Annotated in this window: 11 protein-coding genes and 1 pseudogene; 9 read left to right on the top strand and 3 right to left on the bottom strand. The window is 71.3% G+C overall.

Annotation, left to right across the window (positions count from 1 at the left end; genetic code table 11):
- Positions 1-18: 18 nt before the first annotated feature.
- Positions 19-1,596, bottom strand: a complete 1,578-nt coding sequence (locus AC0QU1_RS09315; RefSeq protein WP_483576112.1) for an ABC transporter permease — start codon at positions 1,594-1,596, stop codon at positions 19-21.
- Positions 1,589-2,299 (bottom strand): TetR/AcrR family transcriptional regulator, encoded by a 711-nt coding sequence (locus AC0QU1_RS09310; RefSeq protein ID WP_483576111.1) that lies wholly within the window; start codon positions 2,297-2,299, stop codon positions 1,589-1,591. Before AC0QU1_RS09310 ends, AC0QU1_RS09315 begins: the two co-directional genes overlap by 8 nt.
- A gap of 249 nt (positions 2,300-2,548) precedes the next feature.
- Here AC0QU1_RS09310 and nhaA point away from each other — a divergent pair, with 249 nt between their 5' ends.
- The 9 genes and pseudogenes from nhaA (at position 2,549) to AC0QU1_RS09265 (ending at position 10,082) form a co-directional block, all read left to right on the top strand.
- Positions 2,549-3,847 (top strand): Na+/H+ antiporter NhaA, encoded by a 1,299-nt coding sequence (gene nhaA / locus AC0QU1_RS09305; protein WP_483576110.1) that lies wholly within the window; start codon positions 2,549-2,551, stop codon positions 3,845-3,847.
- 182 nt (positions 3,848-4,029) lie between these two features.
- A pseudogene (locus tag AC0QU1_RS09300) lies at positions 4,030-4,104 on the top strand (hypothetical protein); the annotation flags it as partial.
- 175 nt (positions 4,105-4,279) lie between these two features.
- On the top strand, positions 4,280-5,314 hold the full coding sequence (locus tag AC0QU1_RS09295) for a glycosyltransferase (protein WP_483576109.1): 1,035 nt from the start codon (positions 4,280-4,282) through the stop codon (positions 5,312-5,314).
- A gap of 91 nt (positions 5,315-5,405) precedes the next feature.
- Positions 5,406-5,678, top strand: a complete 273-nt coding sequence (locus AC0QU1_RS09290; RefSeq protein WP_483576108.1) for an alpha/beta fold hydrolase — start codon at positions 5,406-5,408, stop codon at positions 5,676-5,678.
- Positions 5,679-5,840: 162 nt separating this feature from the next.
- The gene (locus AC0QU1_RS09285) at positions 5,841-6,341 is read left to right on the top strand and encodes a GbsR/MarR family transcriptional regulator (protein WP_483576107.1); all 501 of its coding nucleotides are present in this window, start codon (positions 5,841-5,843) and stop codon (positions 6,339-6,341) included.
- A complete protein-coding gene (locus AC0QU1_RS09280) occupies positions 6,338-7,504 on the top strand; it encodes an FAD-dependent monooxygenase (protein WP_483576106.1) in 1,167 nt (388 codons plus the stop codon). Before AC0QU1_RS09285 ends, AC0QU1_RS09280 begins: the two co-directional genes overlap by 4 nt.
- Before the next feature lie 156 nt (positions 7,505-7,660).
- Entirely contained in the window at positions 7,661-8,533 is an 873-nt protein-coding gene (locus AC0QU1_RS09275) for an ABC transporter ATP-binding protein (protein ID WP_483576654.1), read from the top strand.
- On the top strand, positions 8,530-9,291 hold the full coding sequence (locus AC0QU1_RS09270) for an ABC transporter permease (RefSeq protein ID WP_483576105.1): 762 nt from the start codon (positions 8,530-8,532) through the stop codon (positions 9,289-9,291). Before AC0QU1_RS09275 ends, AC0QU1_RS09270 begins: the two co-directional genes overlap by 4 nt.
- A gap of 14 nt (positions 9,292-9,305) precedes the next feature.
- Positions 9,306-10,082, top strand: coding sequence for a MerR family transcriptional regulator (locus tag AC0QU1_RS09265; RefSeq protein ID WP_483576104.1), 777 nt, complete (start codon positions 9,306-9,308; stop codon positions 10,080-10,082).
- Here the strand turns inward: AC0QU1_RS09265 and AC0QU1_RS09260 are convergent.
- Positions 9,996-12,665, bottom strand: a complete 2,670-nt coding sequence (locus AC0QU1_RS09260; protein ID WP_483576103.1) for a choice-of-anchor M domain-containing protein — start codon at positions 12,663-12,665, stop codon at positions 9,996-9,998. The two genes, AC0QU1_RS09265 and AC0QU1_RS09260, sit on opposite strands and share 87 nt — an antisense overlap.
- Positions 12,666-12,780: the final 115 nt, after the last annotated feature.

Raw genomic sequence — 12,780 nt, 5'->3', positions numbered from 1 at the left:
GCCGTAGTTTCGGGGTGGTCAGCCTGCCACGAGGTCACGCCGCCGTAGCCCGACCAGCCCGGCGGCGGTCAGGCCTGCGGCGACCGCCACGAGCACGAGGAGCGTGCCCACCTCGGGCCCGCCGTAGAACGGCATCACGTGTGCGAACGGCGACACCGTCAGGAACGTCCATCGGGGCCACCCGAGGTGCTGGCCCAGCTCGCCGGTCAGGGCGACGGCGAACGCCAGCCAGGGCAGCACCCGTGCGGCCCGCGGCAGCAGACCGAAGGTAGCCACCGCGATGGCGAGCATCACCCACACCGCCGGGACCAGGACCATGGTGATGCGCAGCATGGTCATCACCTGTCCGGACCCAAGACCGAACCCGAGCCCGATCACCAGCTCCAGTACGACCGGGATCGCCGCGGCGACCAGCAGGTGCCCGGCGGCCCAGCGGAGCCGGCCGGTGGGCGTGGCCAGGACGAGGTCGGCGCGCCCGGAGCCCTCCTCGCCGGCCACCCGCAGCATCGTGACCATGGTGTAGATCGTGACCGGGAAGACCATCGTGAAGACGATGTAGGCGAAGAAGGCGTCGGCCGGGTTGTCCGATCCCATGGCCGTGGCCCACTGGGCCATGAGGTCGCTGGTCGCGTACGACTCCATCGCGGCGGTCCCGGCCAGGCCGGACGGGACGGCGATCGCGAACAAGCAGACCGTCCACACCACCGCCGAGGTGCGGTGCTCCCGCCAGGCCATCGCGAGCGGGCTGCTCAACCATGCCGGGGCTGCGGCGGGTCCCGGCCGGGCCATGAACACAGCGGCATCCAGGTCTCGGCGGGCGGCCAGCGCGAAGGCGGCGGCCAGGAGCACGACGACCAGGACGACCGCGAGCACCAGGGGCCACCACTGCTCGCCGGCGAACGGTCGGGTGCGCTGCAACCAGGCGTTGGGCACCGCCCAGACCACGGCGGCGGCCGGCCCGCCGGCCAGGTCACCGGCACCACGCACGAAGTGCAGCGCCATGAAGGCCAGGAACGATCCCCAGGCCGCCAGGCCCGGGTTGACCGTGAGCTGCGCGGCCACCGCCGCCAGGCCGGCGCCGATCGCCGTCGCGGCGCCGAGCACCAGGCCGAAGACCACCGATCCGGCGACCGCAAGACCGCTGGCCGCCATGGTGGCCGCCACCGCCAGTGCCAGGACCGCAGCGGCGCCGAGCACCACGACCAGCGCCGCCGCAAGCTGTGCGTGGCGGCCCACGACCCGGGCCTGCACCAGCTCGGTCCGCCCCGCGTGCTCCTCGGCGCGGGTGTGCCGCACCACCAGGACGCAGCCCCACATCGCGGCCAGCAGGGTCCCGCCGGCGATGCTCTCCTGGGCCACCAGGGCGCCGACCGTGTCGGCGTAGGCGGGGCCCTGGAACAGCTTGAACATCGGCACGTCGTGCATCACGGCGTCGTACCGCAACCGGCGGGAGGCGGCGTCGGGATAGATCGTCGTGGCCGACATCGCGCGGCTGGTCGCCAGCAGCCACGTGCCCAGCAGCCACGCGGGCAGCACGAACCGGTCGCGTCGCAGGATGTGGGCGACGATCGCCCGGATTCCGGTCAGGTCACGCATCGCGGTTCTCCTCGTCGGTTCGTCCGCTGTCGGCCGTGGCATCGGACCCGGTACCGGTGCTCGAGGTATGTGGCGCAGCGGTGCTGACCGCGTTCCGTACCCCGGCTGCCTCGCCGGACTGCACCCACTGGCCCATGGCCCCGTAGACGTCGAGCATCGCCAGCGGCACCCGCTGGTCATGGCCCGGCGACAGGACGTCCGCACCCATCCGGTCCGACAGCAGGCGGTGCAGCACCATCGTCGACAGATGCATCGCCGCCATGACCGCCGCCGCATCCCGGGTCCGTGCTGCGTCCGGTGTGAAGCGGTCGGGGAACGAGGCCGCCAGCCACTCCTGGCTCATGTCCGCCCCGCGCGCGAACAGGGCGGCCGCCACCGGAGCCCCCTCGGCCATCGCGCGTGCCACGTACCGCGCCACCAGCGGGCCACGCGCCAGGAGGCCGGCCATGAAGTCCGGGTCGGTCATCTCGCCGTTCCTCGCCCCGATCCGGTCCAGGCTGCCGAAGGTGTCCAGGACGTACTGGTCGCAGGCACGCCGCAGATCGTCCTTGGAGCCGAAATGGTGCTGCAGCAGCCCGTGGGAGACACCGGCCGCATCGGCGATCCGCTTGATCGTGGCCGCCGTGAACCCGCGCTCGGCGAACTGGTCGAGCGCCGCGTCGCGAATCCGGGCCCGGGCGGTGAGGTCTTCGATTGGATGCATATCCAGTATCCTAGATGAACGTCCAGTCGGAAGGGAAGGCCCCGGCCCTCGCGCCTGCCTTCACCTCGCCGAGCAGGTCGCGGCGGGGGCCGTCCACCGCTTCTCGAGCTCATGTCGTGGGCTGCGACGGCGCATGCACACGCCCGGGGCGAGCCCGTGGGATAGGGTCATGCCCGGGGTGTGCCGGGAAGTCTGGTCGGCGTGGGCCGGCCGAGGGCCGGCCCGCTGAGTCGACCCTCAAGGACTGCCGTGCCCCGTACCTCGACCACACCCACCATCCCGCTGTCCCGGCGGCTGCGCGCCTGGGTCTCCCGCGAGACCACCGGCGGTGCGCTGCTGATCGCGGCCGCGCTCGTGGCCCTGCTGTGGGCCAACTCCCCCTGGCGGCATACCTACACGTCGTTGTCGACGGCGGTGGTCGGTCCTGCCTGGATCGGGCCGGTGCACGTGCACCTCGACCTGTCGCTGGCGACCTGGGCCGCCGACGGGCTGCTGGCGATCTTCTTCTTCGTGGTGGGCCTGGAGCTCAAGCACGAGTTCGTCGCCGGGAGCCTGCGCAACCCGAAGGAGGCCGGTGTCCCCATGGTCGCCGCGGTGGCCGGCATGGTGGTGCCCGCGGCGATCTACGTGGCGGTGCTGGTCACGCTGGGCGAGACGGGTGCCTTGCACGGGTGGGCTATCCCGACGGCCACCGATATCGCGTTCGCCGTCGGGGTGCTGGCCATCTTCGGCCGAGGGCTGCCGGTCGCGATCCGCACCTTCCTGCTGACCCTGGCCGTGGTCGACGACCTGCTGGCCATCGTGGTGATCGCCGTGTTCTACACCGACCAGATCCACTGGTGGGAGCTGATGGGCGCACTGGCGTGCGTGGCACTGTTCGGCTGGCACGCGCGCTCGCGCACCCCGCGCTGGTTCCTCCTGGTGCCCCTGGCTCTGGTCGCCTGGACGCTGATGCACTCCTCGGGCGTGCACGCGACCATCGCCGGCGTCCTGCTCGGCTTCACCGTCCCCGCCCTCGCCCGGCACGGGGAGCCCCAGGCGCGCACGCACTCCTTCGAGCACACGGTCCGCCCGTTCTCCCAGGGCCTGGCGCTGCCCCTGTTCGCCTTCTTCGCCGCCGGCGTCACCCTGGTCGACGGCGACGGGCCGGGCGCCCTGCTCGGCCAGCCGGTAGTGCTGGCGATCACGGCAGGCCTCGTGCTGGGCAAGCTGGCCGGGATCCTCGGCGCTACCGCCCTGATCACCCGCCTCACCCCGCTGCGCCTGCCCGACGGCATCGGGGTACGCGACCTGCTGCCCGTCGGGTTCCTGGCCGGGATCGGCTTCACCGTGTCCCTGCTGATCAGCGAACTGTCCTTCGAGGACTCCGAGCACGCCGCCGGTGCGAAGATCGCCGTCCTGCTCGGATCGGTCATCGCCGCACTCCTCGGCGCGCTGCTGCTCCGCTGGGACGCGCGACGAGCACGACCGGCCGACATGAACCTCGACGGCCTCGCCGACCAGGTCAGCGGCTACATCGGCGACACCACCGACCGCGAGACCCACTGACCCTGGCTGGGCTACACGTTCCGAGCAACGCCTCGTCTGTGCGACCGGTACCCGGGCTCGGCATCGGTCTGAGGCGTTCTCCTCGGGTGTAGTGTCACCGGCAGGTGTGCCGGGAAGCCTGGTCGGCGGCGACGCCGCCCCGTCCCCGGGCGGCCCACGTGGTTCGTCCAGAGGAACCTGCCATGCACGCCCTGATCATGTCGTTCGGCACCCGGGGAGATATTCAGCCCTACGCCGCCCTGGCCGGTGTGCTCGCCCGTGCGGGCCACGACGTCACGCTCGCCGTCCCCGAGGGGTTCGCCGACCTGGTGCCGCCAGGCGGTCCCGGCACCGTGACCCACCATCCCGCCGGGACCACGATGCTGCGCCTTGTCCAGGAGGCCATGCCGGAGCTGAGCGGCCCCCCGGGACGCGCTGCGCACACTGGGGATCATGACCTCCGCGATGCGGGAGCTGAACACCGAGTGCTGGGCCGCCGCGCGGGCGGCCCGCCCGGACGTCGTCGTGCACCACCCCAAGACCCTGGCCGGACCGCACATCGCCCAAGCGCTGGGCGTGCCCGGCGTGCTGTCCCTCCCGCTGCCGCTCTACACCCCGACGCGCGCCCACCCGATGCCGTTCTTCGGCGGTGCGTCCTTCGGGGCCTGGGGCAACCGCGCCACCTACATGGTGAACCGGATGGCTGGGGTCATGTACGGGGGCATGACCAACGACTTCCGCCGGAAGCTCGGCCTGCGCCGCATCGGCCGTCTGGCCGACCCGCTGAAGAACCCGGACGGCACCCCGGTCCACATCCTGTACCCCTACAGCAGGCATGTCGTGCCCGTCCCAGGCGACTACCCACCGTCGGCTCACGTGACCGGGTACTGGTTTCTCGACGACCACGTCTGGGAGCCGCCCACGGAGCTGGCGGACTTCCTGGCCGCAGGCGAGCCCCCGGTCTACGTCGGGTTCGGCTCCATGGGCTTCGGCAAGGGCGCCGACCAGCGTCGCGACGCCGTCCTGGGCGCTCTCAGGGCTCATGGGTTGCGCGGGATCGTCGCGACCGGATGGGGCGGCATAACGCCCGGTGTGGCAGGGACCGACGACGTCCTGGTCATCGAAGGCGCACCGCACGACTGGCTGTTCGAGCGGGTCACCGCGGTCGTGCATCACGGCGGTGCCGGTTCGACGGCGGCCGGGCTGCGGGCCGGCAGGCCGACGCTGGTCGTGCCGTTCCTCGGCGACCAGCCGTTCTGGGGCGCACGAGTCCACGCGATCGGCGCCGGGCCCAAACCACTGCCAAACTGGCGCCTCGCCACAGGCTTGACCGACCGACTCGGCGACCTGGTAAGCACGGGCTCCTACGCGACCCGAGCCGCCGAGGTGGGCGCCGCGATCCGGGCCGAGGACGGACTCGGCACCGGCGTGCGCATCCTGGAACAGGTCACTGGAGTGACAACCGCCGACGGCGGGACCGCCCGATGACGACCACTGCGACGTCGACCACGCGGCTGGTGGCCACCACGGCCGGCCCGGTCGAGATCACGCGGACCGAGGCAGACCGGCCGGCAACGGCATGAGCTCGGGGTCGGGATTCACCTACGACCTACGCCAAGCCCGGGCCAGACACTCACGTGAGCGCCGCACCGCCCTGGGGAACGTCACCTGCCCCACCCTGATCACCGCTTCTCCGCACGACGGCGGCGTCGGCTACGCGCACGCCCACGACCTCCAGGCGCACATCGAGAACTCGCGGCTGGTCGAGCTGCCCTCGCCCACCCACCTGTTCTGGATCGGCCCAGGCCGTGAGCTCCTGACCAGCCCGGTCCGAGACTTCCTGAACAGCTGAACACCCGACGTCGCCTCCCCGACGTTGCCGCTCAGCCGATGATCGGCGCGCTCTCCGGGAGCCGGTACAGGCAGCTCGGACCAGATCACCATGCCCAGCAACTCAGCACTTGACCAGCCACCAATTTCAGTTGATAGTGAACCAACTGACATAGGAGGTGGCATGAACACCCAGGACCCGGTCCTCGAATGGGTCGAACGCGTCTCGATGTACCTGGCCCGCGACGGCGTACCGCCCATCGCGGGCCGGGTGCTGGGCTGGCTCATGGTGTGCGATCCGCCGGAGCAGTCGGCCGGACTGATCAGCGAGGCCATCGGCGCGAGCCGGGCCTCGCTCACGTCCAACCTGCGCCTGCTGACCATGATGGGCTTCCTCACCTCGCGGACCAGGCCGGGCGACCGCACCACCTGGTACCGGATGGCCGACGACGCCTGGGCCGTCGTGGTCCGCCGTCAGATCGAGGGAATCGCGGCGTTCCTTGACCTGAGCCGCGACGGGATGGCCCTGGCCGGACCCGGCAACGACGACCGGGTGCGGCAAGCGCACGGCACCTTCGAGTGGATGGCCGCCGCGTTCGACGCCGCCCCGCCGCTGGCCACAGGCGCCGGCGAACCCGAAGACGACAAAGACGAGGACGACGACGACGAGGCGAAGGTGCGATGACCGGACACGCGATAGTGGTCGGCGGCGGCATCGGCGGACTGGCCACCGCCCTGGCCCTGCACCGGATCGGCTGGCGCGCCACGGTGCTCGAACGGGCGCCGGAGCTGGGCGAGGTCGGCGCAGGCATGTCGCAGGCGCCCAACGCGCTGCGTGCACTGGCCGAGCTGGGCGTCGAGGCCCAGGCCCGCGCCGTCGGCGTGCCCACCTGCTCCACGAGCAACCTGCGCCGGCCGGACGGCCGCTACCTGCAGCGCGCCCGCCCCGGCGACACGACGCCGCTGCTCGGGTTCCACCGCGCCGACCTGCACCGGGTCCTGCTCGACGCCGTCCCTGCCGGCTGGCTGCACACGGACGCCGAGGTCACCGAGGTACGGCAGGACCCCGGCGGCGTGACCGTCACGGCTGGCGGTGCCGAGTACCGGGGGGATCTGGTGGTCGGCGCCGACGGCATCCGTAGCGCCGTCCGGAACCGCCTCTGGCCGGAGGCCCAGCCACCCCGCTACCTGGGACGCACGGCGTGGCTGGGCGTCGCCGGCGTCGCGGGCGTGGCCGGCGACCTGACCGGGAGCGTCACCCTGGGCCGGGGGGACATGTTCCTGATCCACCCGGTATCCCGCGGCCGCGCCTACTGGGCCCTGCTGACGACATCGCGCGCGCCGGGTGTGCGGTACGACGACGAGAAGGCCGCCGCGCTGGACCGGGCCGGCGACTGGCACGAACCAGTGCCCGACCTGATCCGCGCGACACCGGACCGGGCGGTGATCCGCACCGACATCCACGAGCTCCCACCCCTGTCCACCTACGCCCGAGGGCGCGTAGCGCTGCTCGGCGACGCCGCGCACGCCATGAGCCCCGACCGCGGCCAAGGCGCCGGACACACCCTCGAGGACGCCGTGGTCCTCGCCCATGCACTCACCACCGAGCCCACAGTCGAGGTAGCACTGGCGCAGTACGACGCACAACGGCGCCCGCGCGACCAGGCCACCGCCCGTGGCGCCCGGATCGACGGCGTCATGACCAGCTCGCGCCTCGGGCAGCCAGTCATGGCCACGCTGATCCGGCTCACGCCCGCAGCACTGTGGCGCACAGGCATCGCACCCGACGGCAACCCCACCTGGCGGTGGCAACCACCCCCGCTCCCGGTGACACCTCCAGCACCATGAGCCCCCAGGGGCGCGCGCACCGACTATCGGCGCACAACACGCCTCGCGGCCGCGGGACCTCCACCCACTGGGTTCGCGCCGTCGCCGGCGGTGTGGCGATCAGGGCTTGACCCTGACGCAGGGTCAACCCTGCACCCTCGTGCCATGAACACTCGAATGAACGCTCGAACGGACACGGGAACGAGTCCTGGAGCTGGCGCGGGCGTCCCCGCGATCCGCGTGCAAGGGCTGCAGAAGTCGTACAAGGATCTCAAGGTGCTGCGGGGCGTGGACTTCGACGTCGCGCGCGGCAGCATCTTCGCGCTGCTCGGCTCCAACGGAGCCGGCAAGACCACCGCCATCAAGATCCTCTCCACCCTCCTGAAGGCCGATGCCGGCACCGCGACCGTCAACGGGTACGACGTCGCCACCCGGGCCGCCGAGGTGCGGGAATCGATCAGCCTCACCGGGCAGTTCGCCGCCGTCGACGGGGTCCTGACCGGACGCGAGAACCTCGTCCTGGTCGCCAGGCTCCGCCACGTGACCGACCCCGGCAAGACCGCCGACGACCTGCTCGCGCGGTTCTCCCTGACCGAGGCCGGCGGGCGCAGGGCCGACACGTACTCCGGCGGCATGCGGCGCCGACTCGACATCGCGATGAGCCTGATCGGGCACCCGCCGGTCATCTTCCTCGACGAACCCACCACCGGGCTCGACCCCGAGGCGCGCATCGAGGTCTGGCAGACCGTCAAGAACCTCGCCGATGGCGGGACGACCGTGCTGCTCACGACCCAGCACCTGGAGGAGGCCGAGCAGCTCGCCGACCGGATCGCGATCCTGCACCAAGGCCGCATCATCGTCAACGGCACCCTGGCCGAGCTCAAGGCCTTGCTGCCGCCCGCCAAGGTCGAGTACGTCGAGAAGCAGCCCTCCCTGGAGGAGGTCTTCTTCGCCGTCGTCGGCGACGGCAAGAGCGACGGCAAGGCCGCCGGCCCGGACGGCGAGACGAGCAAGCCAGCAGCAGTACAGAACGGTGAGGACCAGCGATGACCACGCACTTCGTCAGTGACACCGGCGTCCTGACCGGACGCTCCCTGACCCACATCCTGCGCAGCATGGACACGATCATCACTACGGCGGTCACGCCGATCGCGCTGATGCTGCTGTTCGTCTACGTCTTCGGCGGCGCGATCGAGACCGGCACGGACAGCTATGTCAACTACCTGCTGCCCGGCATCCTGCTCATCACGATCGCGTCGGGCATCGCGTACACCGCCTACCGGCTGTTCCTCGACCTGCAGGGCGGCATCTTCGAGCGGTTCAACTCCATGCCGATCTCCCGGTCCTCCGTGCTGTGGGCGCACGTGCTGACCTCGCTGGTCGCGAACCTGATCTCGGTGGCCGTGGTCGTGGGCGTCGCCCTCCTGATGGGCTTCCGCTCCGGCGCGGGAGTGCTGGACTGGCTCGCCGTGACCGGCATCCTCGTCCTGTTCACCCTCGCCCTGACCTGGCTGGCCGTCATCGCCGGCCTGACCGCCAAGACCGTCGACGGCGCCAGCGCGTTCTCCTACCCGCTGATCTTCCTGCCGTTCATCAGCTCGGCGTTCGTGCCCACCGACACCATGCCCGGCCCGGTGCGGTGGTTCGCCGAGAACCAGCCGGTCACGTCCATCGTCAACACGGTCCGCGACCTGCTCGCGCAGCAGCCGGTCGGGTCCGACATCTGGGTCGCCCTGGCCTGGTGCGTCGGCATCCTCGTCGTCGCCTATGTCTTCGCGATGAACGCCTACCGGCGCAAGATCGCCTGAGGCACGCTGGCAGCATGCTGACGATCAGCCAGGTGGCGTCGTACGCCGGGGTGACGGTGCGGGCCGTGCGCCACTATCACCAGATCGGGCTGCTTCCGGAGCCGGAGCGGGACCGCTCCGGCTACCGGTCGTACGAAGCCGCCACGCTCGTCCGGCTGATCCGCATCCGCACCCTGGCCGACGCCGGAGTTCCGCTGGCCAGGGTCCAGGAGCTGCTCGACGCCACGCCGGAGGAGTTCGCCCGCGCCGTCGAGGAGCTCGACAAGGCGCTGCGCACCGAGATACGGCGGCTACGGGAGAACCGCAGACGGATCGCCAGGCTCGCCGCCGGGGAGAGCCTGGCGCTCCCGCGGAGCGTCCTGGACTATCTCGACCGGCTGCGCGGCCTCGGGGTCGCCGAGGAGTACATCGCACTCGAGCGGGACGCCTGGATCATCGTGGCCGCCCGCGCACCGGACGAGATCGACAACATCGTGGCGATGAAGCTCAGGGACCTGGACGACCCCGACATGATGCAGCTCTACAAGCTGATCAGCGACTGGTCCGCCGACCGGGCCGATGACTGGTCCGACGACGACGCGCGGATCGTCGAGATCGTCGACGTCATGGAGAGACTGGTACTGCGGGCCGCCGACGCCGGCAAGCTGGGCGATGACAGCATCGACCAGCCGTTCGTGGACCTGATGGATGCTCTACCGGCCCAGTCACCCGGCGGCCGACGCGTCATCGCGCTCCTGGAGGAACGCGGCTGGAAGGGCTGGACCCGGATCGAACAGGTGCCGCCCCGCTAGATCCTGGCTCCCGGGATCGTCGTCCGGTGCCTCCGAGACGGTCAGCGTGACCGGTTCCGACGGCCCGTAGCCGACCCGCCCGGCCGGCGTGACGGGCGCGGCGCGGTACTGCGCGCCGTCGTCGCCGATCGCCGCCTGGAAGGTGAGCTCCGGACCGGTCTGGCCGTCGACGACGGTGAACTCGTCCTGCCCTGCGGCCTTGCGCTCCCAGCGGTAGTCCGTCAGCACGGTCGTCGGCTCGACGTCGGCCGTGAGGGTGACGACGGCGCCCTCGACATGGGTGGTCTCGCCAGAGACGGTGACCTGCTGCCGCGCGGGCGAACCGTGGTCGTCGATGTGGATCGTGCGGATCTCGGAGACCACCGGCGGGGTTGCCGGGTCGGCGTAGGTCAGGACGGCGCGCAGCTCGACGCCGTCGAGCGCCTGTTCCGCGGTCACCTCGTAGAGGTTGTCCTCGACGCCCGTCATCCGCGTCCACTCGTCCGACCGTGGCCACTTCCACTGCCACTGCAGGTCGTCGCCCGCCACCGGTTCGGGGTCGACGGTCAGCCCGAGGCTGATCCGGTCGCCCTGGTGGTAGTGCCCGGACAGGGTGCCGAACTCCAGGATCTGGGAGGTCAGGTCGTCGGTCACGTTCACCGTGTACGCGGGCGACTGCTGGGCGAGCACCCCGTCGTTGTAGACGTCCAGCCGGAGCGTGCCACCGTGGTGGTCCGCGAGGCGGAGAGGCGGTCCGGTCACGACGCCGGTCTCCTGCTGCTCGGTGCCCCAGACCTCGGTCGAGTCGCCCTGGGTGAAGCGCCACGTGTAGGTGAAGTCGTCTCCCGGGCGCTCGGGGTAGACGGTGGCGTCCATCGTGACGGCGCCGCCCTCGCGGTAGAGGTTGCGGTGGCCGGTGACGTTGAGCTCGCGGTGCCCGGTGGTGACGGTGTGGAAGTCGGAGCGGGCGATCGCCACGCCGTCCTTGACGATGCTCGCGGTCAGCGGCCCGTAGTACGGCTCGGTCTGGTCAGGGTTGACCTTGGAGCGCAGGCGGATCGTGGTCCGGTTCTCGTCCGGGTAGGTCGCCTCCCAGGCGTACTCGCCGATCTCCGCGCCGAAGAAGGCGCCGTAGGGCAGGAAGCCCCAGGTGATCGACTCGTCCGGTGCCAGCTCCCGGCCGCTGAGGGTGAACTCGATGACGTCTCCGGGCAGCAGCGGGTCGTGGTGCCCCTCGGTCACCGTGACAACGGGTGTGGCCCCCTGGTTCTCGACGACGATCGGGACCCACGGGGACTCCGCCAGAGTGGTCCGGGTGTCGGGGTCGTAGATGGTGACGCTGATCTCGGTGTCGTCGGCCAGTGCGTCAAGCTGCCGGGTGAAGGTGGTGGCCGTCGAGCCCTGGGGAACCACCGTCGAGTCGAAGCCCTGGGTGCGCAGGCGCCACCGAAAGACCTGGTTTCCCCGGAGCGTCGCGCCGACGACGGTCGCGGTCATCGTGTCGCCGGGCTCGTAGGAGTCCGCGACGCCGACGATGCCGAACTCCGCGCCGGAGCCGTCCACCACCGTGACCTCGACCGGCTCAGAGGTCGAGCCAGTCGTGAAGTTGGCCACCGCGGGCACGAACGCGGCGGTGAGGGTGCGTGTGCCGACGCCGAGATCGGTGACCTCCAGCTCGGCCCGACCGGCGTCGGACGCCTCGGCGTGGCCGAGGACCGTCGAGCCGTCGCGGAACTCGACGTACCCTTCGACGCCTCCCGGTGCCACCGACGCCGACAGCGTCACGGGGCTGCCCTCGACGATCTCGGTCGCCGAGACCTCCAGCGTCGTCGTGGTCTCGACGGTCTGCGGCAGGCTGCCGACCACGAAGGTGTACACGGCCGTGTCCGTGACCGGCTCGCCACCGATCGCCGCCGAACCTTCCACGGTGAGCCGGTACGTCCCTGGCTCGGTGAAGGCCCAGTTGGCGTGCATGTGGGTGCGGCCGATGGCGAAGCCGTCGATCCCCTCGTCCGACGACCACATCCGCGTCAGTCCGGTCCCGGACCCGCGCCACACCTCGACGTCCCCGCCGTCGGGGCCGTCCACGGAGACCAGGCGGAACCGCGTCGAGTTGCCGTCGACCGCCCCGGCCGGGACCGACTCGGTCGAGAACCCGGGCCAGAGCTGCGTGTACCCGTCGTCGCCGGACGGGTTCGTCTCGGGCGCGATCCACACCGTCTGGCCCGCGGGGCCGACGAACTCGTACCCGGCCGGGACGGTCTGCTGCGCGGCGTCGTCCACATGGAACAGCGTCTGCGCGGGGTAAAGGCGGGTGCCGTTGCCTTCCGGCACGTCCGCCCGGGTGCCCAGCGTGAACGTCCCGTCGTCGAGGAACGTCGACACCGCGTCCGTGTGGAGCCTCTCGAGCACCCGGTACTCGACCGGGACCGGCGCGGGACCCTCGTCCGCGCCCGCCGCGCCCGCCGGAGCGAGAACCGCGGCGGTGACCAGGGCCGACGCGACGACCAGCCCGACCGGGCGCCGAGCTGAAGGTCGGATATCCGCGGTCGCACCCGACGGCGCATACCGCGCTCCGGACAAATGAGAACGATTCTCAGGCATGCGAGGAGTGAAGCAGGAGTGAGAACCGTTATCAAGAGGCGCTCGACCAGCTTCACCCTCGCCCTCCGCGCGGACCACCCGAACAGCCTTGACGCAAGGCGCGCATATTGAGAAC

The organism is Promicromonospora noduliphila (genome assembly GCF_056951025.1).
This window is presented reverse-complemented; position numbering and strand designations above follow the sequence as displayed.